Source organism: Loktanella sp. IMCC34160 (assembly GCF_004145845.1).
In the GTDB taxonomy this organism is placed as follows: Bacteria; Pseudomonadota; Alphaproteobacteria; order Rhodobacterales; family Rhodobacteraceae; genus SELP01.
In genome coordinates this window covers 184,738-207,136 of sequence record NZ_SELP01000006.1, presented here as the reverse complement: position 1 = coordinate 207,136, position 22,399 = coordinate 184,738, and the positions used below count along the sequence as shown (strand labels likewise).

The following is a 22,399-nucleotide window of genomic DNA, read 5'->3' as shown; positions in this document are numbered from 1 at the left end:
AGTCAAGCCCATCTGTGGTTGCGCAATCGGTCGCCGGATCATCACATGATTGCTCCGACCCGACCAGACTGTCAGTCAGATATCCCAAAGCGTTTCCGGCCAGAGTTGAGCCCTCCTTCGCTGCCATTCGCCTTCGGCTCAAACGCAAAGGAAGGCGCGGCAGCGTCAAGGTTGGCCTGAAAACGCTGCTATCGGCCCGAAGAACCACACGATCTGCGCCGCAAATATGATGAAGGGCCCAAGGGGGATACCACGGGACTGCTGACGTACGAGCAGTCCGAAGACCAGGCCGGAGAGGGACGCGATCAAGATCAGGCTTGGAAGCCCGAGAGGGCCGACCAACAGGGTGCAGGCGGCAATCAGCTTGGCATCCCCCGCCCCAAAGGCGTCCTGTCCAAACCGGGCATAGAGCAGCCGCCCGGCCAAAAGAAGGCAGACTAGGGTCAGGAGGGCGGTGAGGCCGTTCCAGACCAGCGGGGCGAAGTCGATCAAGCCCTCTGTTACTGCCAGACCGGCGCAAGCAGCGATGCCCACTGAAGCCAGGTCAGGGATCTCGAACCGACGCGCCTCGGTGACGGAGAGCCAGAGGCCGAGCGTTGCAATCGGGATGCCGACCATCCATCGATCGGGATCGGCTTTTCCAAAGGCGCCGATTGCAGGAAGCAGACATAAGCCTACAAAGATCGCGAGGCGGAAGCGCCAGAACAGATGATCTAGATTTGGCATCTGTACCCGCCCACCGTTATCGGACCACACATCAATTATTGGGACGGTATGTGGAGCCGTGGCAGGAACTTGACCCCTCCCGGCAAACCAACCGCTTCAACTCAACACTTCCCTTTTTGACGTCTCCTACGCAAGCACCCCCTGCCCGGCCGTCCGATCCTGCGCCGCTTGGAACCTGAGAAGACGGGGCCAACCTGGCGGAAGAAACAATACTCCATCTTGTTGCGACCAATCCTGACACTGCCCAACAGACTGACATCAATCCGGATCCCTCGGGTCAACTACGCACCCAGACTTCAATTGATTTCCTCGACGCATTACGCTCCAAAGGCACAGGAAGAATTGTGCGACCCAGAGGACGGAAAAGCTGGTGGCTCAGAGGAATAACAGAGGGCCACAACCGGGCCAGCAGCACGGCACGGCCGTGCCAGTCGGTTGGCACGACCCTGCCAATGCTTCGGGCACCCCAAGTTTTCCTGATCGGTTTCACATTCCGGTAATTCAAGGCCCAAAATACACTCAAGAACCTTCTCCATATGGCCACCTGGGGCGCCGTGTTTTGCTGAGAGGCGTGTGTAGCCTTAGGAGGTCCTCTGGACCGGGGTTTGGCCTTTCGGGACCTGTGGTAACCTGATGCAATGATTGGAGCTTTGGTCTCCCGCTCAGCCTGAGTGGCGATTGAGCGGGTCCGGTTTTCTCTGCTTCCCCGCGTTTCCTGGGCGCTTCCCCGGGTTTTGCGTGGGCTTGTTTCCTGAAGCGGAGAAGGATTGCCCCTATGGCACAATCACAAAGCAAGACCCGCGCAGCGCGGCGGGCGAAGACCACGGAGACCCGGCCAGACAGCCGGGACGCATTCATCTGGGACACGGAGGTTCCGCAGCTGGCCGAGCGTCGGCGCGGCGCGGCCCGCAGCTGGATCGTCCAGACCCGCGCGGGCGGGCGCAGCCTGCGCCGCAAGATCGGCGATGTGGAGGAGATGCCCGTAGAGGTCGCCCGGGCGCTGGCCCGCGAGGCGCTGGCAGAGATCGCGGCGGAGGGGGGACTTGGCCTCTCCCCTGCCGAGACCATCTCCAGCTTCGCGCCACGGTTTCTGGAGGACTGCGCCGGACAGTGGAAGCCAACAACCCTGGCGTCTCACCGGCTGTGTTTCACCGGACAGATCATCCCTGGTCTTGGAGAGGTCTGTGTCGCGGAACTGACCAAGGCGCAGTGATCCAGTGGCGCGACGGGCTGACTGTCGCCCCCGGCACCCGCAACCGGGCGCTGGCAGTGCTCTCCTCGATGATGCGCCATGCGGAGCTGTTGGGTCTGCGCCCCTCCGGTGCAAACCCCTGCGCCGGGCTGCGGCGGCACAAGTCCGACTTTGCCGCCGATTATCTGGACCCGGCAGGATATGCGGTTCTGGGCCGGGTACTGGACCGCGCCGCAGACCGCTTCCCTCTGGCCGTACCCTTCGTCCGCTTCGTGGCCCTGACCGGCTGCCGCAGGAGCGAAGCGATGGGGGCAACATGGGACGAGCTCGACCTGACCCGCACGGGCGGGCGGCTGGCGCTGCCCGATGCCAAGTCCGGCCCAAAGGCGCTGGACGTCCGACCCGGGCGCTGCTGGCGGGCCTGCCCCGGCACGGGCGGGCGATCTTCGCGGGCGAGGACCCGGCGACGCTGGAAGCAGAGCTGCGCCCGCTCTGGCGGGAGCTGCGCAAGGCGTTGCGCCGCCCCCGGTTCCGGCTGCATGACCTGCGCCACAGCGCGGCCTCGGTCGGGATCAACCGCGGCTTCTCGCTGCAGGTGATCGGCGGGCTTCTGGGGCATGCGGACCTCGACAGCAACGCGGGCTATGCCCATCTCGATCAGGGGCGGATGGTGGCGGCCAGCGAGCGGGTGGGCGCGCATCTGAGCCGCGCCTTTGCCAGACCCCGGACTGGCGGGGCACCGCCCCCGCGCGCCGCCCGGCGCAAGACGCTGGCGGCACCGGGGCCAGAGGACTACGCGGCCTTCGCAGAGAGCGGCGATGGGCTGCACGGCTTCTGTGCTGCCCGGAAGATCGACCCGCGGCTGTTCCACGCAGGGCTGAAGGACTGGCAGAAGCGCGGGAGGACCACGTCATGACCGCCCGCTCCCTCCTGACCCCGCACACCCTCGCCAGCCTGCGCCCGGCGGAGAAGGAATACACCCTTGGCGACGTGCAATGTCCCGGTCTTGGCCTGCGGGTCCAGCCCGGCGGCACCCGGTCCTGGGTGCTGTCGAAACGGATAGATGGAAAGCCCCGGCGGATCACCCTCGGGACCTGGCCCGAGATGTCGCCCGAGGCAGCGCGCGCGGCCTTCCACGCGAAGATCGCCGCGTTGACGCCCCCGGCCTCCCCCACGGCAACGGGGGCGGGAACGCGGCGGGGCAGTCCGGCGCTCCGGTCCCGGGTCGCCCCGCCCACGCCGGTCTTTGCAGAGCTGGTGGCCCGCTTCATGGCGGAGCGCGGCAAGGGGTTCAAACCCTCCAGCATCGTTCCGCTGCGCGCCTATCTGGACTCCCAGCTCCTGCCCGCCTTCGGCAAGACCCCGGTCGGGGCCATTACCCCGGTGCAGGTGGCCGAGTGGTTCCACCTTTACTCCCGCACCCGCCCCGGCGGGGCCAATCAGGCGCTGGGGCACTTCGGCACCATCTTCAACTGGGGCAAGGCGCAGGGCTATCTGCCCGAGGACCTGCCCAACCCGGCCACCCCCATACGAAGGAACCGCCGACAGGCGCGGGGGCGCATGCTCAGCTTTGACCAGATCAGGGCGCTGGCCCGCGAGATCGACCGCGAACGGGGCGCGCATTGGCTGGCGGCGCAGGCGCTCCGGCTGATCCTGCTCACCGGTTGTCGCCGGGGCGAGATTCTGGGGCTGCGCTGGTCCGAGGTCCAAAAAACCAAGCTGGCGCTCTCGGACGCCAAGACCGGTCCGCGCGACGTGCTCCTCAGCGCGCCTGCGCGGGACACGCTCGACGCGCTCCGGCGCGAGACCGGCCACCAGCGGTTTGTCTTCCCCTCGCAGAAGTCGCGGTCGGGCCGCGTGGTAAGCATCGCCGGGGTCTGGGCGCGGCTGCGGCAGGCGGCCGGGCTGCCCGAGGACATCCGGATCCACGACCTGCGGCACACCTACGCCTCCCACGCGATCCTCGCGGGCGAAAGCCTGCCCACCGCGGGCAAGCTCCTGGGCCACAAGACCCCGCGCACCACCAAACGTTACGCCCACCTCGACGGCTCAACCCTCAGCAAGGCCGCCGACACACTGGCCAAGGAGATCGACCGGATGATGCGGGGCGAGGCGGAGACGACAAAACGGTGATAATGCACCAAGAAGACAAGGCGGCCCGGCAAAAGCCGGGCCGCTTGAAGCCATGAGCAAGGGAGGATCAAGGGGGGGCAACGGGTTCTGGCAAATGGCCGTCCCAAGCGCATACGGCAAGTGGCTCAGAACGCAGCTCGAGGCTGTCGGCTGACGTCAGCTAATAGGTACTAGAACGTTCGCTTTGGGGCCGTCCAAACCAAACAGATAGAAGAACGGCCCTGAATCCGAAGCTGATCATCACTTGCGACCAGAAGGACTCCTCTAGCTGTTAGCTATCGTTACTAGGATTATGGAAGATGATCCGACCAACATTGTCACCCACAACACAGGTCTGATTGCCGATTACGACACGTTCTGTCGCACGAAGTGGGCCGACCCCGTTGGCACGGGCTTCTTGCATATCGCTGCATGGTTGGAGCTGAACTCGCTGATAGCCCTTCGAAATCATGCAGGCTTCGAAATTACGTACACGTGTTGCGGCGTTGGCATCCTGCGCGGCGTAGACCCCAGTCAACAACGCGACTGCGATCTCTGCTCCAGGGCTTCGGTTTACAGGCACTTCTTGGGTGGCCTTGGTTTCACAGTAGGCCCGGTCGCGCTCATAGTCAGCGTAGCGCATATTTTGCTTCACAAATGCTTCTTGTGCAACGCATCCGCTCAGCAAGATCATTGCCGAACCCGCTGCCAAAATCGTTCTCTTCATAGTGGTAGATTTCCTTTCAACACATCTGACTAAATGCGGCCATAAAGAGCGATTCAATTCGCTCAACACCACTGGCAGACCAAAGCATTTTCCCTATCGGGTCAAGCTTGTATGGCTCGAACAACGAAAACTCTCGCACTGTATCCATTCAATAAGATTGACAATTCTGGGTTGTTCGCACTTCCTTCCAGAGAAGCCCTTTGGAAGAAATGCATGCGTCGTTTGGTTCACTATTGTGCGGCAATAGCAGCGTCCCTATCGATTTCTGCTCTGATACCACAACCTTCATTTGCCCACAGCGGTGGCCTCAACGCCGCAGGTTGCCATGCAGGGAGCCGTCCCTATCATTGCCATCGCAGTCCAAGTCAAATGGTTCGCACTCAAGACGGTCGCAATCGCCTAAGATGCGATCTTGGAAGTCGTTCTCGCGAGTGCACGCAAGGCAGCAATTCGACAATGGTTCCTGTGCTGAACATTCAGATCCAGCTCCAGCGCCATTGCAGCGGTCTGCCACGGAACTTCGCCGACGGAAAATGGGGGCCACTCACCCAACAGACGCTAGTGAGGTTTCAAAGAGCTTATGGCCTCGTTCCTGACGGGGTATACGGACCCGCGACCGCTGCCGCACTCTCGACTAGCCCCAATGGGCGATGCTAGGCAAGCGGGTTGCCGACAGCGGGTTTGACAATACCGCAAACGAGGTGTCGCTCGACCCTGGAGACTTCCGGGGCTAGAATGGCGGTCCCGGAGCGAATGCTCTGGTGAACCGGTACAAGGCCGGCGATCCGCTCTATGAAGCCGTCGGGCAGTGGTCGAGCAGGACTGGGGCGGACAGATCTGAGATATGACCGAAGGAGCGACCTTCTACTATTCGCCGGCAGGGATGCGTGCCCACGTCGATGCCGAACAACAATCCAACCAGGAACCCTGCTGGCTCCACCGGCAGAACGCGGATCGCGAAACGGCGCCGGTGCAGGTCGGTGGCCATATTTAAACGGGGCGCGTCCTTAACTGAACAGCGCTCGTTGGCTCTCTCGAAAAGTTGAGCAAACCCTACATCAGAACGAGGGAAGTTTCGGGGGACAGGTCATGGCGACAATCGCCTGGTCGCTGAAATTCGGCCCAAAGCCGCCATTGGTTCGCAGTCCATCGCCGCAGTGCGGTTTCCCAAACAGGCCTTTGGGGACATCACGCAGAAACATCTGGTGAGCCCGGGTCAGCAATGCGGGACAAAGTTGCCGTTCGGAGCCGGTGACATGAGGTCCGCTTTCACTCGTTTATAGCTATACCACTGAGTTCATTCGTGCCGTCGTGATCCGCCGTCGCTAATTCTACGCATCAACAAAATCGGGCAATCCGAAATTGGCGTTTATGTCGTGCAGGTACGAAAAGGGGTTACCCGCCCGGATTTTTTGTCCCGCTAAGTACCCTCGAACCCCGATGTCCGCCGCAGCAAGTGCTGCCCCTGCTCCCAAAAGAGCCGGTCCGGTGAGCCCGGTAAAGTAAGCAAGCGCACCCGCCGACGGTACAGAAATCGTAATTGCCCGATATGCACCTGCCCACGCGGTAGAAATTGACTGGTGGTTAAGTTCACGTTTTAGAGCGCGCAAGCTCGGTTCAATGTCTTTGTCATACGCTTTCTGGGCCTTTGTGAATAGTTCCTCACCTTCGACCTCTCCAGCTTCCGAAAGCTGTTCGGATAGATCGGAAATCTTGCCAGCAAAATCCAAATACTGGTCTTTTCTCTTTTCCCGGAACTTAAGCAATCTGGATACTGGCACCGACGCATCAACCTGCAACCCACGCATGACCACACCGATCATTGCACCGGACGCGCTTTCTAAGGAGTTATCTACGACGTCGTCGAACATAAACCGAAATGACATGCCTTGAGCGCGCTCGTAAGACGTCAACGGCGACATTGTTAATTGTTGCGAAAGCTGTGCGGCAAGTGCCGACATATATGCATCGGCAAAGCGACTATCGACCAGCAACCATTCTTCATCGTGGAAACCGCTAAGGGGCCCGCTCTCGAACAAATCCCTCATCACCCGGGGCATCTTGTCAGGGTGCATTTGGGCCATCTCAAGGTCGCGAAACAATCGGCGGTCTCTTGGAAGTACTTTGCCACGATGCATGCGGCTCAATCCAAGTCGAAATGCCAGTTCCCTGACTTCGGGGGACATCTTACCCCGGTGCATTCCTACTTCGTCAAATGCGTCTTCGAGTTCCCAACCAATTTCATCAGCCCTGCGAACTGATTGGAATATCGGGTTATCCGTTCTCTTGGCGGTCCACCAATTGTCGTTTTCTCGATCTCCTAGGCGCAAAATCTTTCGCCCCAAATCTTCTATCACGTGAGGATGCAGATCACATCTTAGCGGCCGCAAATACCCTTCTGCTTGGCAGACTCTTGTATCTTCTTGTTGGTATGGTTCTTCTATCGCACTCGGTGCAATTGTTTGAATTTCGTCCCAAAACAAAATCGCCGAGCGCAACCAAGCTGGATCACGAATATCAATGTGTGGAAAATAAAGGGCTGTACCAAGCATGGCATATCCTTACCGCTGAATTACGAGTGACCACCGTGCCTGACATAATCACTCGCCTCAAGGTGTTTTCCGTTGGGTCGAAATCTCGGTTTTTTTAGCCCTTGCCCGAATAGCGGTTATTGGTGGCACCCGCAGCATCCAGCACCCGAATTCACTGCGCCGTGAACGAAGGTCCGGTTCGATGATTTGGTGCCGGTCTGTGCATTCGAACCGCGCGCGATGTAGTCCGCCAACTGGCCAAACGTCGGCGATTTGCGCGACATGGATTTGATGATCATGGGCGCACAAACCCAAAATCAACGCTGCCAGCCGTCCAGGATTTGTCCATGTTTCAACCCCAAGGATACTTCGGGGAAAGCCCCCGGCAATCCTTGTGCAGTGGGGTCATCGAAAACTGAGAGAGGCGGAGTTCCGTCCTGTCAGCCTCTGCGGACTGTCCGTATCCGTCGGATGTTCATCTGCCGCATCCAGGCCGCGCAGGTCACTATTGAGCCATCATCGAACATGTCCGCAAGCCGGATCAGCCCCTCAGGACTGAGGCCGCGCTCACCATGGCGGCAGGCAATCCTTGCATACATTCTGCCACGGTCGACCCGATCATTGTGCCGGTCCATGGCTGAACCAAGTTCGTCAATGTCGCGTTGTCGAAGAATTAGGGGCTTCATGTCACGACATCTTATCACAAATCCCGACATGGCGAGAGCAAACCGTGCCATTCTGGCTTGCCCTTCATCGGGAAAGTTGATGGCATCTATTTCTCGCGATCTTCGATTTGTTGCTCGGCTTGACGCCGCACCATTTCCCGGCGTTCCTTGCCACGTGCAAATCCCAACGCCGCTCCTTGCTGGTAGAGCCCTTCATATTCGGGGTCGAGCGCAGCCAAAACTGGATCAGATTCAGGTGCCTTCGCTTCGCCAGCCAGACCAGCGGCAAAACCATCTTCCCGACCTTGTCTGAATGCATCCCCGTGGTTGATCGTCATTGAAAGCGCTCCTCGTAAGTTCAACGAAGCCTGTGTAAACGAGCAAGGAGAATCGAGGGGCGGAACTCCGTTCCGGGCTTGTTCAACCGCTGACCGGGCCTTCGCTGCGCCAATCTTGAACGGGGAAATAGCGGGACTAAGTGAGCTTTCGCTGCGGCTGCGCTAAGGTCAGTATCTATTAAACTGTGGGCAGCCCAAAAGTGTTGGCATAAGTTAATTTCAGCGTTGCAACTAAAAGGCGCTTTATCGAATTAGGCCCTCAATGTTCGCACTTGGGCGCGGGAAGGGCACCGAAGGACAAGACGACAAATGACGTCACCAAACATCAAATTCTTGGATCGCGAACGTTTGGTGCACATGGCCGCGCCGGATCTTCCGGACGCTTATTTCGACTTTTCGTTGTTTGCCATGCGGCTGCCCGATGGGTTCAGCGGCGACAACACCGCCTCTTTTCGGTTGGACGCGCTCCCCTCTCTTCGGGTGCGCCAACAAGTGGCTCATGAATGCTGTCATGTCCTTCAGGCGTTGCAGTATCCGTATTTTGGCAACTTCACCAATTACCTTTGGCGCCGATCCGAGGCAATCTATGATGCGTTGCGCACAGCCCCAGATGAGATCAGCTTTCGCTTAGGAGAAGGTCTGGAGACCTTTAGTATGCGTACAGGGGACGCAGGACGCCAAATCTGGTCATCCGCCATCATCCAAAATCGGTATGACGCCCCCCAGCTCCGCGAATTTCACGATCAGAAACCCGCTTCCCTGGTCTCACTGACCGAGGCGATGGCCGTTTCTTTTCAGGCGGTGTCGACCAATGCTCTGCCCGAACAGGCCTTCGTACAGCTGCCTGTCGTTTACACTCGAACCCATGATTTTATAGCCAGCCATAAGGGGCAGCCACTTGACCTGATCGATCATCATATCTTTGTTGCGGCCATCGACCCAGTTTTGCGGGCCACGGATTTTGGCGACAAAAACCGGTTCAAACAGATCACAGAACTGGCGAAACTGTGGCCCAAATTGCGGCAAGCCTATCTGCACATGGCGGAACACCCCAACGCGAGCAAAGAGGATTACTCTGACTTCATTCTGGATGTTTTTGATGACTACGACATGCCCCGTTGGGACAGCAAGAAAGCTGCGCGCCACATTGAAGCCCTGATCCACGCCGAAGCCGCCGTGGCCGCAGCTGCCGTGGCCGTTGCCTCTTGTGTGAACCATGACATCCTCCTAGGGCGCAACCGCACCCCCAATCGCGTACGCTACACGCCCCTGTCCGATGCTGTAGCCAAAGCCGTTGAAGGCACAGGATGGGGAGACGTAGCAGAACTGAATGTGCCTTTGGCGCTGTGCTCGGCTGCGATGCGAGACCAGAAATTTGGCACGATCTTAGCTGCGACACTTGACTGCACCACATCATCCGCAGATATCGCAAGGCTTGGCGACTTCGCCCTGCGCACGTTAGAGGCTACGCCTTACGCGGCCGCTCAGGACTGGTTTTTGAATTGTGTTGATCACGGGCCTGAAGACTGGAATGATGCCTTAAAATGTAATTCTAGTCAGGGGATTAGCCGCAGCCTTCAACGGCTTGATCTGCCCCCTGGTCAAAAGGTTTTTCAACGATGACCCAAGACCCCCGAACCTTGGTTGTGGAATTCGAAACCTCGTCAGTTTTCGGGGCCTTGCTCCACGATGCCGCCACAAATGATAGTACCCATAGGGCCGAGCTTCAGATCGTGGTAAAGACACAAAAGGCGTCCATCCACGACATCGCGGCAGCCGTGCTGGCCTCAATGGGACTGGCCGAAGCAGGGCCAAGCTTATCGACAACATCCGGTGTTCTGGCCGCTGTCCTTTTTGCGGCCTCCGGCGTCGTCGATATGCGGGTCCTCAAAGGATGGGCGGTGGACGATTTCATCGACCAGCTGGATTATGACAATGAGATCGAACAGTTCTACATCCGCAAAACCGATCTGTACGCCTATCTTGAGAATTCAGACCTTACGCCAGAGTTCATCGAGTGGCTGATTGAGGCCGGTGTGCTGGTCGACGATGCAGACCGTCTCAGGTGCAATAAGCTCTTTAAAAAGGGCAATATTATCAACATTATATGAGGGCAAAATGCCATATTTCCTCCATTGCATGAGATGCAACGAAGACGGCACCTATTCGAATGTGAACCTTGAGTGCGGAAAGTGTGACGGCACAGGCCGCGACTGGCGCAAAGACGACGAATTGCTAGACTTTCACAAATGGGCGGGTCTTCAGCCCCACGAATTGGCGGGGCGATTGAACGTCAAGGTCCACGACACGCACCGTGGCGACATCTGGTTTTTGTATCGCCCGCGGATCAATTCCGTCCAAGAAGACCGGGCCGAAGTGGCGGCCAACAGGACGCGCAAAGCGGAAGAATTCGACTACGACTATTTCACGGAACCCTGTCAGATGTGCCTTGAACGCGAACGCACCAACAGCCGGTCCTCGCTTGGCTGCGGATGGTGCGAAGACAACGGCATCGAGAATCTGTTCGGGTACCCTGGAAAACTGCTACGGTTTGAGGCTGACGAGGGCTACCCCTATTTCCAATTCCCCCACGAGGACCGAAAATTCTTCAAAGACGGGCAGGAACTAACCGAACGACAAGGCTATGCGCCGGTCCATCCCGACTGCATCCGCCCAGATCCACGCGACCTACACCGGATTTCTGTGGCGACCACTGACCTGATCAAAGAAAAATACTCCAATGAGCACGAACCCAAGTAAGCCGGGTTTGAAGATCTACACCAAACCTACAATAGCCGACATTCGATCAGAGCGCAGCATCCGGTAAAATGGGCTCGAAGCCGACTTGCGGCGTCGTAGCGCAAAGTTTCCCCTACTACCCTTTGGCTTTGATCGGCCTGCTGGCCGTAGCTCAGCCCAATCAAGACATACGTTCAGCTACCTCACGGCCGAAGAAGTCACTCGGGCATGGGGCGGGAAGCGGAAGTTCGCCGCAGATGCAAACCTAAAGAGCTTCACGTCTATAGCTGCCATTGATGGGCCAGAAGCGCGATCTCTAAAACGCCTAGGCGGATATCGATTTTTGCTCGGTTTACTCTGCGGATTGATCGCCCTAATTTCATTCCAAAGTTGTATTTTGAGGTGTTCGACGTGGCAAACTTTTGGGACGGAGAGCCAGAAGGTAAGAAAGAACTGCTCCGCCTGTTGACGCGCGACGGCAAGTGGCTGCGCTGGGAAGGGGAGCAAGAAGACCCAAACGACCCCAGCAAGAAACCAAAGGCCGGATGCAAGGATCAGGTCGAAGAGGCCCTATTGTCGGCGCTGCACTCCACCAACGTCGTAGTGCTGCTTGGGTCCGGGGCGTCCTTCTCGGCCAAGAACGATGGCGGGCCGAATGCACCGGGGATGGGTGACCTTTGGCATGCCGTGCGTGATGCTGTCTCAGAAGACAATTTGGTTGACCACAAAGAGTTTGACGATCTGGCGAAGAAAGTAATGGGCGGCCTGCCGCCGAATGACGGTGATGGGAAGCAAAAGGCCGGAGATATCGAGAGCCTTTTGAGCCTCTGCAAAATGCAAATCGAGCTGCTCAGTATTCGGTCAGAGTATGATCCTGATTTCGCTGATCGGCCTTGGTTGGAAGAGCTTGTCAAGTTCGTCCGCGCAGCTGAGAACACGATTTTGGGTAAAGTGGGTTTCGTTGGTGCCGAAACTGATTTGCCAGCACACTGGGCGTTTTTGAAGAAATTCGCCCGCCGATCACCGGAAAAACCCAGAGTGAAGCTGTTCACCACGAACTATGATCTTTGCATCGAGACTGCGGGCCTGCGCCTTGGCGTCGTGCTGATAGACGGGTTTTCCCATAGCGCAGAACAGAGGTTCAACCGCGATCACTTCGACCATGATATCGTGCGACGAGCCGCATCCAGTACGAAGGCCGACTATCTCGACGGTGTGTACCATCTCTACAAGCTGCACGGCTCGGTGGACTGGCGGCGACGGTCGGATGATGTCGTCATTCGAAGCGTCGATGCCCCCGACGACGACCGCAAGCCAGTCCTAATCTATCCTCGATCTTCGAAGTATCAGGAGGCGTTTGAGAGCCCCTACCTCGACATGTTCGCGGCCTTGCAGGCAGTATTACGTGAACCCGATACAACGTTGATCGTCTCCGGCTTCGGTTTCGCAGATGATCACATCAGCGCCCCGATTTGGTCAGCCATCGAAACGAACCTTTCGCTGCGTCTCGTACTTTGTGATCGCGGGTTCGTGGAGCACCAAAAGCTCTTCGATGAAGAAGCGCAGGAGATCGACCTCAATCTGGCTGGGCAACGTGCTTACCAGAGCAAGATCGCGCGACTTGTGCAGCAGGGCGATACGCGCATCACGATGTTGAATGGCCGCTTCGAAGACCTTGCCGACGCCTTGCCGATGATATCGGGCAAGACGGATCGCCAGCTCCTGCAGGATCGACTTGAAAAGCTGCGCGAGGGTGATGGCGCATGAGCGAACTTGCCTCCCTGATCGACCCGTCCAAACGCATCGGGACGGTTACAAGGGTAACGGCAAGTGCCGTGGAACTCACCTTGCCGAATGCACTTGCAGCCCTTGGTCGGCGCGGGCTGGCCAAAGGTTCGGTTGGTGATTTCGTGTTTGTCGATTGCGACCGCTCAGCGATCTTGGGGCGCGTGACGGAGGTCGGCATTCCCGACAGGCAGCGAAATGTCCTTGAACACCAGATCGAAACCGATCCCGCGGTAGAGCCGCAGGGGCGCGTCCAGCTCTTGGCCACCGTTAGCAAGACCACTCGGAAAGTGACACGAGGCATCAACACGCAGCCGAGGGTCGGTGATGGGGTCTACCTTGCAGAGGGCGGAGCGCTGTCCAATTCGATCAAGGATGCCTTGGAAGGCGACGTGAAGGGTGACAGTGCGCCGTTACTTGTCGAGCTGGGGCACCTATCCGGGCTGGATGATGCCGCCCTAAGCATTCCGCCGGAGAAACTGTTCGGCCGTCATTGCGGAGTGTTTGGTGCGACTGGCGGCGGGAAGAGTTGGACGGTTTCCCGCCTCGTCAATGAGATCGTGCGGATCGGTGGGAAATGTATCCTGTTCGATCCGACAGGCGAATTCACAGGAAAGGTAGCTGGCGCATGGCAGTATTCGTTCAGCGAAACCGGCAATGACGATCCGCCCTTAGTTCGGTTCCCGAGTGAGAATTTGTCGGAATTGGACCTACACGCTCTTCTTACTCCAACCGGCCAAAGTCAGGGTCCAGCCCTTCGGAGTGCGACGAAGAGCCTTCGCATGGCTCGGGTCTTGGCGGCTGATGCGGAACGGTTCCCCGTCGAGGAGAACGGTTCAAGGCGGAGTGTATTGATCCGCAGGGGCGATGATCCGGTTGGGCATGTCGTTGTGGAAGAACAAGGAACCATTGAAAAAGCAAATCAGAGCCGCCTGGCATATGGTCAAGCTGAGTTGATACTTGCGGACGAGTTGGCAGTTGAAACCTGCCAATTTGATTTCAACGCGCTGTCTCGGCAGGTGCGAAACGAGTGCGTTCGGCCAGTGCACAACAATGATGCATCGAGATATGGTCAACTCGACAACAATGCAGTTGGATACTGCAATTCACTGATCATTCGCATTGAAACCTTTTTGACCTCCCCTGAATTGGCTTGCCTGTTCTCAGAGAATGGTCTGGACATTTGTCGAGAGATTGAGCGTTTCTTAGGTGATCCAAATGCCAAAGCAATGGTACTTTCCTTCGAAAAAGTGAGCTTCAAGCACAACACAAGAGAATTGCTCTTAAATGCACTGGGACGGTACCTGCTCGGCCTTGCCCGACGAGGCCAGTTTCGCCAGAACCCGCTCGTTTGTTGTCTGGATGAAGCGCACCAATTTATTGGTCGGACTGTCGGAGATGAATTCAATAGTGTTAGCCTTGATGCGTTCGGCCTGATTGCAAAGGAGGGTAGGAAGTATGGGCTGACGACCGTGATTGCGACCCAGCGTCCCAGAGATGTGCCGCAGGATGTTCTTAGTCAGCTTGGAACCTTGTTTGTCCACAGACTCACGAATGACCGAGACCGGGAGACCATCGAAAGAGCTTGCGGCGATCTGGATCGCAGCGCAGCCGCTTTCATTCCATCTCTATCACAGGGCGAAGCGATCATCGTTGGCCCCGACCTGCCTGCTCCCTTGCCGGTCATGATGAGTGTACCTGAAAAAGGACAGCAACCAGAGAGCCACGGCCCGAACTATCAAAGATATTGGGGAGGTGAGCAGATTGGCGATGTAATTGATTAAAAAGTTGAATGTCGCATGACAAGGGAATTGGAACGCCACAAGCGCGCTACCCTGATCGATGAAACAAGGAAATGACAGGTTGACCCAAGTACGTGTGATACACAATTTCTTTCCAGTGGGCCAAGGCCTCTTCGTAGCGGGTTCGATAGAGTTCCGGCCACCCCCGCCAAGGCGGCCCCGCGAAATTGAGATCGATGGGTATGAAGAACCGCGCTCACAACCACCCTACCGGTGGGTCTATGACTGCGGCAGCTCGACCGCAAAACGCCTCGTCACCAACGCAATCGCTGATCTGAAAATTGACTGCGGTGGTTCTAGGATCGACCTTCTGACGATATCGCATTTCCACAACGACCACATCAGCGGCGTGGTTGACCTGCTGAAAGCCATCGGCGCCAAGACGGTCATGTTACCATGGGCTCCACTCTGGCATCGCTTGCTGATTGGTTTTGACCAAGGCCTGCGCGCAGATGACCCCGAGATACTGTTCTTCGTCGACCCAGTGCAATATTTGACCCAAGAGGCCGGTGACGGCTTTGAGCAGGTCTTATTCGTCATGCCCTCTGACGGAGAAGGCCCACCATTTTCCACCGAACCGACTTTTGATCCTGAACCACCGGAAGGCCTTGATGAAGCCGACAAAGTGTCTGGACCGGGCGAATCTGGTCCATATGGCGATCTGGACCTGACATACGATCACGGTGAGCGCCGCGTGCGCATGCTGCGGCCTGGTCAGGCATTTCCCGTCTTTCGCGTTTGGGAGTTCATTCCCTACAACGATCCTGAAACACGTCCGTCTGACCCAACAGACTTTGAAGCGAAAGTTGGTCTCCACCGAAAGGCACTGTTGAACGGGACCGAAAAGGAACGCAAAGCCGCGTTGAAAAGTCTGCGGGGCCTTTATGAGGCAACATTTGGCCGGACAGCTATGAATGATGTCAGCCTGACGCTCTATGGCGGCGCGATCGGCGCGTGGCGCGGGCATCGCTATTGCGATTGTCGTCTCCACTACTTTCTTGGCAATTGCGATTGCTGGCAAGAGCACGAAACGAAGGCTGCAATCTTGCTTACTGGAGATGGCAATCTGAGCAGCGTTTCGAAATGGGGCGCATTGAAACAATACCTTGATTGCCGCAGAGCAGTTCGAACGAGTGTCTTTCAGGTGCCGCATCACGGTTCGCGTGCAAATTGGTATGATGGTCTGGCCGCAGCAGCGTCACCAGCTCATAGCATATTTAGTTCTGATCCCAATCACAGTTATGGCCACCCACACGCAGAAGTACTTCGCGATTTCTGGAACCACCGCGCCATTCAAGTAGACCAGCATTCCCATTTCTCGTTGAGCATGCTCCTGGAACGTTGAAAGCACAAGAGGTACTATTTGCAGCTAAGGGGCACGAGCGATCACGAATACAAACTGGTTTTTCCGTACCAGTATGCGCGAAGGCAGCGAACGTTCGGATACGACAGATGCGAATGACCGGCTTGGGGAAGCTGCGCCGCAGCGAGGGTCAACCTGACGGAGGTCCGGATAGGGCCGGTCATGCCTCGCCGAGCAAGCCAGATCATGTAGTTGCTGCGTCGCATCCGAGCACGGCCTCGAGCCCATAGTCACCGATCAGGCATGGCGCTATCGTCGTAGCATGAAAAAATATGGTCGCACCTTTCACCTTCCGATTTCGCCCGGCAATAGCAGCGATGACAAGGTGATGTCATCGCTTGACGGTCTGACTGTCGAAGATCTCATCGTGACCGAAAAGATGGACGGCGAGAATACGACCATCCATGCCCACGGCTCCTATGCGCGCAGCCCCGACAGTCGCTATCATCCTTCGCGAGATTGGCTGAAAGCGTTCGCAGCGGGCATATCTCACCAACTTTCAGAGGGTGAACGGATCATCGGTGAGAACCTCTACGCCCGACATTCCGTCGTTTATGACGCGCTGCCGTCATACTTTCTCGGCTTTGCATGGATTATCGGAGATGAGGTGCAGGCATGGGATACAACGCTTGCCCGCTTCGAAGAACTCGGCATCCAGCAAGTGCCGACAATTTACCGTGGTCGCTACCGACCGGGGCTCTTTGAAGATCTGGCTCGAAAGCTCGACCTTAACCGCCAAGAGGGATTTGTGGCCAGAATCGCCGATGCGTTCCCGGAATCCGAAATGCCTAACCGGATAGGAAAGTATGTCCGAGCTGGACATGTACAGTCGAACATTCACTGGATGAAGTCGGAACTTGTGCCTAACGACCTTGCGGAGAACTAACGACCGCTCCGTTCGGGATGTGTGAGTTCGATGAAGCTCGGAGTTTGGGTCTGCAGCGAATGATTGCAATGCAGACTGCGACCGCAGCATCGAGATGAGATGCTCAACGGCAGCAAAGGGCCGGTCCTGTCTAGAACAACGGCCAAGGTCTGCAGTTTTGCAGTGTCAGCTTTTGTGTGCGGCCGCCTTCGCGTCCTGGCCAAGTTTCATTTCCGTTGAACCCCCGTGACGAACGGGAGCTCTCAATTTGCAAAAGCGATACCCCAACAGGTGTGGAAAATTCTCACTCCAAGCCCGATTGCCTGAATTCTGCCACCCTGAGATGCCCTGTCACGGGGCTTTCAGCGGCCAGGATTGTTGCAGAACGCTGGATCAGACAGGGGCATGCAGTCTGGGTTCTCATACCAATGATACCGCTTTGCCGGAGTACCGCTTGGCACCTACGTCCCAACTGCTATTGTTCGGTGACTTTGCCCGAACATTCTTAGAGGGGTCATGGCACGTGAAGCGTAGGTCTGCAGCCCAATCTTACGATACACTCGATGTCATTGCCCCGAATTTCAAACGACGGTTATCTGGTGTAACAGCAACCATTGCGCGGCTGGTCTCCATACAAGTCAGTAGCATTCCAATTGCCGCCACTGGCCCCGGCTTGCCATCAGATGTACCGCATCTACCACTTTGGAGAATACTGTTTCTGTCTCGCCGCTTACGGGTTTGGCACGCTCGCAGAAACAACGACCTACTCATAGGCCTGCTACTCAAGTGGCTGGGCATCTCCAAGTTGAAAGTGGTTTTCACTTCGGCATCTCCTCGCACTCGAACCGGCTGGACACGGTTTCTTGTCAGTAAATGCGACGAAGTCATTGCCACAAACCAAGTAAATGCCGACGTGATGATGCGCGGTTGTGTCATCATTCCACACGGCGTTGATATCGAGTGCTTCTTCCCGTCAAACGAGGCCGCGAGTGCAGATGAGCACTTGGTGATAGGTTGCTATGGTCGCATTCGGCCGTTGAAGGGCACACAGGATTTTGTCGAAGCGGTATGCCGCCTCCTGCCGGATCACCCAAATTGGTCGGCGGTCGTGATGGGGCGGGTGCTTCCGCGAGATCGCTCTTTCTTTGACGGACTCGTTGAACGGGTAGAGAAAGCGGGCCTAGCGGGCAGAATAGGGTTCAAGCCGGAGGTCTCGCTGGAGGACATGCCAGCCGCATACCGGGAATTGGCGATCTATGTCGCTCCATCTCACCTAGAAGGTTTTGGACTGACTGTCGCGGAGGCGTTGGCCAGTGGTGTTCCAACTATCGCAACCCGAGGAGTAGGAGCATTTGACACATTGGTTGATACCCCCAAGAACGGGCTCTTGTATCAGCCCGGTGATGTCGTCGATTTGGAGGCAAAATTGCTCCAGCTTATGGAAGACGATGAGCTTCGCGGAGAAATGGGCCACGCGGCTCGAGCCTCTGCGATAGAGAGGATGTCACTTGAGGTCGAGGCAGATCAACTTGTTGAAGTTTATAGAAGGTTGCTAACTGCATGAATAAGATTGATTTCTATTGGGCAAGGCTACGGCGCCAAGAATCTACATTGGCGGAGCTTTCAGTAGGGATAGAGGATCTGGCGGACGAACTTCGTGGAAAGTCTGTTGCCCTAGTCGGCAACGCGAGAAGTCTGTCGCAAAGTGACAAAGGGACCCATATTGATTGCGCTGACGTCGTAATCCGCATCAATTCTGCTCCAATTCCATCGGCGAGAAGCCATGGGACGCACACCGACTGGCATGCCTTGGCGGTTCGGAACTCAAGGTCAATGCGCGACCGCGTCGGAGCTCAACGCTACCTTTGGATGAGCCACAAGAGAAAACGTCTGGATTGGGCAACCGCGTCTAGTCCGGGGTTCTATCTGTCTCCGATGGAACACTTTCAGAAGCTCATGAGCCAGCTGGGCGCACGACCTACGACAGGGCTCATGTTGATCGACTTGTTGGAACGATTGCCCGCTGAAAGTGTCGACCTGTTTGGCTTTGACTTCTTTGACTCCCTCTCATTGACAGGCAATAGGACCGCTGAGCAAGTCCCGCACGATTTTGAAGCCGAGCGAAAATGGGTGCATGACTTGCTGGATCGAGACGGTCGCTTTGTGTTGCACCAAGCTGTCAACTAAGAACCCATAGATCCTGAAGAAACCAACATCGATAGCTTTCACTTGGCTTACTCGAAAGCCATGTCGCCGACCAAAGATCGCTACAGTCATGCGATGAACCTTTGAGATGCAGTCATGATACAAAGAGATCCTTTGAGAAAGTTGCCATTGGCCGGTCGCAACAGAGGTTCAGGCCTAGTTGTGCACTTTGCCAAAGGTGCAAAGCCGGAAATCATTGATTGTCTCACCAATGGGCTTATCGATCCCTCCTTGAAGCACGCGCCCGACAAAGCAGTAGTCTTGAAGTCCGCTCGCCAAAGGTTGGTCTACAGATGGAAGGTGTCAGAAAATTGTCCTAGTTTGGTGGCCAAGACCTTTCCTCTGTCGAACGTCTCTTCCATGTTGCGCTACAAGAAGTACGCGCAAACTGAGTACCAGAACGCCGAGAGAGCTAGCTTGCTCGGCATCCCGGTCCCCGAACCCTACTGTTACTTTGAGCGTCGTAGGTTCGGATTGGTTATTGGAACGGGATTGGTATACGAGGATATCGGCGACTTCAGCGATGTCCTTAGTTTGTCAAAGATACTGCCGGGCGGTTACTTGGAAGCATCAGCCTTCGCCATTCCAGCACTCGTTGCCCTATACAATTCTGGGGTAAATCATGTGGATGCCCGCGATGAAAACATACTCCTAAAGGGCTCACCCCTCGGTCACACCTTCCGTGTCATCGACTGGCAATATGCATCGTTTACCGCACCTCGGACTGATTGGTTGCTGGAGCACTTATGTGCTTACTTCATTCGAAAGGCGCCAGCGACACTTCAGGACATTCTTGTAGAAGACTGGAGCTGCAGGGTTGCTGAAGCGGCAGATTTTCCGCTGTCACATGACCAACTTCGAGCGCGCGTCCGACGTCTTTTGGCTCAACGTCCATCGACGAGGAAGCGATTGCGACTTATAGCAACCTAAGCGAACAATGAAGGAAAGCTCATGGCGCTTGGGACGATCGGAAACCGCCTTCGTTTGCTGGCGGCAATGCTACGGAAAGGAACGGTGCGCTTTTACACCGGGAGCCTAGTTGATTTCTATCAAGGCCTGAACTCTCAGGGAGTACCGTATGTTGTGTTGCGTTGGGCCGATCAGGTCCCGACGGACCCCACAAATGAACGAGCCTATGTTGATGACATCGACCATCTAGTTGCCGACGACGCCATTCAATCAATCCTGCAGCAGGCGTCACGTCATCCTGGAACGGTCAAGTGCGACTACTACTCAGTATCGGGACAACAGGGATCGAGCTATCGCGATATGCCCTACTACATGCCCGCATTGGCCGAAAAACTCCTCACTCGACGATGGCTGGATGAACGCGGTTTCTATCGGCCGCACCCGACTGACGAGTTCCTGAGCTTTGCCTATCACCTTTGCTACCACAAAGGCATCCGATGTGGCCTACCGGATGGTTTGGCACTAGTTGACGCGGTGGTCGCCACAAAGAAGGACTATGCCAGCGAGCTTCGGCGTCTTGCTAGTTCGGCTAGGTGGGGCCAGCTCCCCAATCCTCTCACGCTTCTAGCTTTGCATGGAATTCTCAAGGACCATGGATGGAACATGCCGGCTGATCTGATGGTACGGTGGCCAGATCAACATCCATTTCTGGTCGCTCTACAGAAACATGAGCAGACACGGACCCAAAGTCTGATTGCCGATGCAAAGGGGCTCACCCTTTTCATCCTGAGGGAAGACTGCGACTCGGTAGAGCTGGAGGGCATCGCAAGGCAATGCATCGAAGAACGTTTTGAGATTTTGAGTGAAATCCGACTGACCGCTACGCAGCAAGAGCGTGTCATCAATCAAACGCGCGGCGGTGATTGGGTCGAAAAATACTGTAGCAAGGTTGTCGCGCCGACCGTTGCGTTTATCTGCAGGGACGCGGCAGTGCCCGGGCCCCTACCGATCAGAATGAGTCCTAAGAAACTTAGGAAAAGATATCCTCATGTGACGAACACAGACGTTTTGATAAAGAGGAACATTCGCGCCTCGATAAATCGAGCTTCTCCAACATCCTTTGACCGTGTCGCGATTCACGCGACCGATAATGCAACTGAAGCAGTTGAGATGATGCAAGCGATTTTTGGGGACAGCCTTGCCGAAGAGCTTTCAAAGCTAGCCAGCCGCTAGAATTGAAGTTCTAGGGCCGTATCCTTTGCTTTAGTCGGGTTCTCCTGTTCTGTCGAAGGCCTATGGCTGTGCGGGCATCGAACTGCTCTTTGTCGCGCTTCTGTATCAAAACAGAACCTACGGCCTTGTCCGGCTGCTTGTCCGCCTGCGAACATGCCAAGCTCACCCTGATGATTCCCGTGTGTAGTCCGGTTTTGCTGGACAAATCGGTTGGGATTTGGCCTGATGTTGCCTGAAGCAGGCCAATCGGCCAAAGCCTCCAATCTGTATCGGACACATTTTGCGCCTCAAAGCTCTGCAAATACAACAGCTTGACGCGCAAACCTCCAAAAACACATTCCCGCCGGGTTGGCGAGGCGTGTGGTACTTTAGGAGGCCCGAAGGGCCGACGTCCCACTTTGGGACCTTCAAGGCCCCGGCGACCGAACCTCGGCATCCCGCCTTGGCGTCACCCGGTTTCAGCATTTTGGGGATCTTGGTCAGCCTGGGCCTTGGCCTTTTCCCGGCCGCGGGCCGGGCCCTTGATGCCCCGTCCTGGCAGTCCACTGGTCGGTTTCAGCTCGCCGGGAGTTTCTCGGCGCGGTCAGACTGGAGCTGGAATGTATCGGAGTGGGAAACCCTCGACGGGTTTGAAAGGTCTCTACCCTCGCGGAAAGAGGCAGTGGATCAGACCTTCGCTTTGCGGCAGCAGAGGAGCGAACTTGACCAGCTCCTCGAGCTAATTGCCTGGGCCGAGGCCGGTCCGGCTGGATATGACGCAATCCACATGGCGGCACGCGCCCTACCGGCACGAAGGCCGACCGAGCTGACGCTGCGCGAGATATTCGACTGGATCGAGGCGACACCCGGCCAGCCCCACGCGATTGGGCGTTATCAGTTTATCCCGTCCACACTCGCAGACCTCGTGCGCCGTGAGGGAACAAGTCTGGACGAAAGGTTCGCCCCCGACCTGCAGGATCGGTTCGCAATTCTCCTCATCGAAGACGCGAACTACCCCGCCTTTCTCGACGGAACTTTGAGCGTGACCGGATTTCTGGACAACCTCGCAATGATCTGGGCAGGGCTGCCACTCGCAAACGGCAAATCCGCCTATCACGGTACGGCGGACAATCGGGCAACGGTCACGAGACCTGCGGCCGAGGCGGCTTTGGCTTCGATCTTCGGGCAGTAGGCCAAAGCGGTTGTCACGATGTGCCCGATCAAGCGG

20 protein-coding genes are annotated in these 22,399 nt (G+C 56.8%); 16 read left to right on the top strand and 4 right to left on the bottom strand.

Annotation, left to right across the window (positions count from 1 at the left end):
• Positions 1-165 precede the first annotated feature (165 nt).
• Positions 166-726 carry an A24 family peptidase gene (locus EU803_RS15755; RefSeq protein ID WP_129684568.1) on the bottom strand — a complete coding sequence of 187 codons (561 nt, stop codon included), beginning with the start codon at positions 724-726 and terminating at the stop codon, positions 166-168.
• 775 nt (positions 727-1,501) lie between these two features.
• Between EU803_RS15755 and EU803_RS15750 the strand changes: the two genes are divergently transcribed.
• The 3 genes from EU803_RS15750 to EU803_RS15740 all read left to right on the top strand — a co-directional run bounded on the left by EU803_RS15750 (position 1,502) and on the right by EU803_RS15740 (position 4,051).
• Positions 1,502-1,939 (top strand): hypothetical protein, encoded by a 438-nt coding sequence (locus tag EU803_RS15750; protein WP_129684566.1) that lies wholly within the window; start codon positions 1,502-1,504, stop codon positions 1,937-1,939.
• Positions 1,940-2,234: 295 nt separating this feature from the next.
• Positions 2,235-2,834, top strand: coding sequence for a tyrosine-type recombinase/integrase (locus EU803_RS15745; RefSeq protein WP_129684564.1), 600 nt, complete (start codon positions 2,235-2,237; stop codon positions 2,832-2,834).
• Complete coding sequence (locus EU803_RS15740) at positions 2,831-4,051, top strand: site-specific integrase (protein ID WP_129684562.1); 1,221 nt, start codon at positions 2,831-2,833, stop codon at positions 4,049-4,051. Before EU803_RS15745 ends, EU803_RS15740 begins: the two co-directional genes overlap by 4 nt.
• 271 nt (positions 4,052-4,322) lie before the next feature.
• Here the strand turns inward: EU803_RS15740 and EU803_RS15735 are convergent, their stop codons facing one another.
• Positions 4,323-4,757 (bottom strand): hypothetical protein, encoded by a 435-nt coding sequence (locus EU803_RS15735; protein WP_129678891.1) that lies wholly within the window; start codon positions 4,755-4,757, stop codon positions 4,323-4,325.
• 844 nt (positions 4,758-5,601) lie between these two features.
• Between EU803_RS15735 and EU803_RS18650 the strand changes: the two genes are divergently transcribed.
• A complete protein-coding gene (locus EU803_RS18650) occupies positions 5,602-5,751 on the top strand; it encodes a hypothetical protein (RefSeq protein WP_165352872.1) in 150 nt (49 codons plus the stop codon).
• Between the two features lie 337 nt (positions 5,752-6,088).
• Here EU803_RS18650 and EU803_RS15725 read toward each other — a convergent pair whose 3' ends face one another.
• Positions 6,089-7,309 (bottom strand): DUF6236 family protein, encoded by a 1,221-nt coding sequence (locus EU803_RS15725; RefSeq protein ID WP_129684558.1) that lies wholly within the window; start codon positions 7,307-7,309, stop codon positions 6,089-6,091.
• A gap of 751 nt (positions 7,310-8,060) precedes the next feature.
• Positions 8,061-8,291 (bottom strand): hypothetical protein, encoded by a 231-nt coding sequence (locus EU803_RS15720; RefSeq protein ID WP_129684556.1) that lies wholly within the window; start codon positions 8,289-8,291, stop codon positions 8,061-8,063.
• Positions 8,292-8,600: 309 nt separating this feature from the next.
• On the opposite strand from EU803_RS15720, the gene EU803_RS15715 reads away from it, so the two are divergent.
• The 12 genes from EU803_RS15715 to EU803_RS15660 all read left to right on the top strand — a co-directional run bounded on the left by EU803_RS15715 (position 8,601) and on the right by EU803_RS15660 (position 22,363).
• Positions 8,601-9,914, top strand: a complete 1,314-nt coding sequence (locus tag EU803_RS15715) for a hypothetical protein (protein WP_129684554.1) — start codon at positions 8,601-8,603, stop codon at positions 9,912-9,914.
• Positions 9,911-10,402 (top strand): hypothetical protein, encoded by a 492-nt coding sequence (locus EU803_RS15710; protein WP_129684552.1) that lies wholly within the window; start codon positions 9,911-9,913, stop codon positions 10,400-10,402. Before EU803_RS15715 ends, EU803_RS15710 begins: the two co-directional genes overlap by 4 nt.
• A 61-nt stretch (positions 10,403-10,463) precedes the next feature.
• The gene (locus EU803_RS15705; RefSeq protein WP_129684550.1) at positions 10,464-11,051 is read left to right on the top strand and encodes a hypothetical protein; all 588 of its coding nucleotides are present in this window, start codon (positions 10,464-10,466) and stop codon (positions 11,049-11,051) included.
• Between the two features lie 369 nt (positions 11,052-11,420).
• The gene (locus tag EU803_RS15700) at positions 11,421-12,797 is read left to right on the top strand and encodes an SIR2 family protein (RefSeq protein WP_207209219.1); all 1,377 of its coding nucleotides are present in this window, start codon (positions 11,421-11,423) and stop codon (positions 12,795-12,797) included.
• A complete protein-coding gene (locus EU803_RS18835; RefSeq protein WP_242494394.1) occupies positions 12,794-14,599 on the top strand; it encodes an ATP-binding protein in 1,806 nt (601 codons plus the stop codon). The genes EU803_RS15700 and EU803_RS18835 overlap by 4 nt, the downstream gene beginning before the upstream one ends.
• A gap of 58 nt (positions 14,600-14,657) precedes the next feature.
• Complete coding sequence (locus EU803_RS15690; RefSeq protein WP_129684548.1) at positions 14,658-15,962, top strand: MBL fold metallo-hydrolase; 1,305 nt, start codon at positions 14,658-14,660, stop codon at positions 15,960-15,962.
• 280 nt (positions 15,963-16,242) lie between these two features.
• Positions 16,243-16,866, top strand: coding sequence for an RNA ligase family protein (locus EU803_RS15685; RefSeq protein ID WP_129684546.1), 624 nt, complete (start codon positions 16,243-16,245; stop codon positions 16,864-16,866).
• A gap of 790 nt (positions 16,867-17,656) precedes the next feature.
• Positions 17,657-18,409 (top strand): glycosyltransferase family 4 protein, encoded by a 753-nt coding sequence (locus tag EU803_RS18830; protein ID WP_242494395.1) that lies wholly within the window; start codon positions 17,657-17,659, stop codon positions 18,407-18,409.
• Entirely contained in the window at positions 18,406-19,032 is a 627-nt protein-coding gene (locus EU803_RS15675) for a glycosyltransferase family 29 protein (protein WP_129684544.1), read from the top strand. The genes EU803_RS18830 and EU803_RS15675 overlap by 4 nt, the downstream gene beginning before the upstream one ends.
• Positions 19,033-19,374: 342 nt before the next feature.
• Positions 19,375-19,980, top strand: coding sequence for a hypothetical protein (locus tag EU803_RS15670; protein WP_129684542.1), 606 nt, complete (start codon positions 19,375-19,377; stop codon positions 19,978-19,980).
• A 21-nt stretch (positions 19,981-20,001) separates the two neighbouring features.
• Complete coding sequence (locus EU803_RS15665; protein WP_129684540.1) at positions 20,002-21,192, top strand: hypothetical protein; 1,191 nt, start codon at positions 20,002-20,004, stop codon at positions 21,190-21,192.
• A gap of 661 nt (positions 21,193-21,853) precedes the next feature.
• On the top strand, positions 21,854-22,363 hold the full coding sequence (locus EU803_RS15660) for a hypothetical protein (protein WP_129684539.1): 510 nt from the start codon (positions 21,854-21,856) through the stop codon (positions 22,361-22,363).
• Positions 22,364-22,399: the final 36 nt, after the last annotated feature.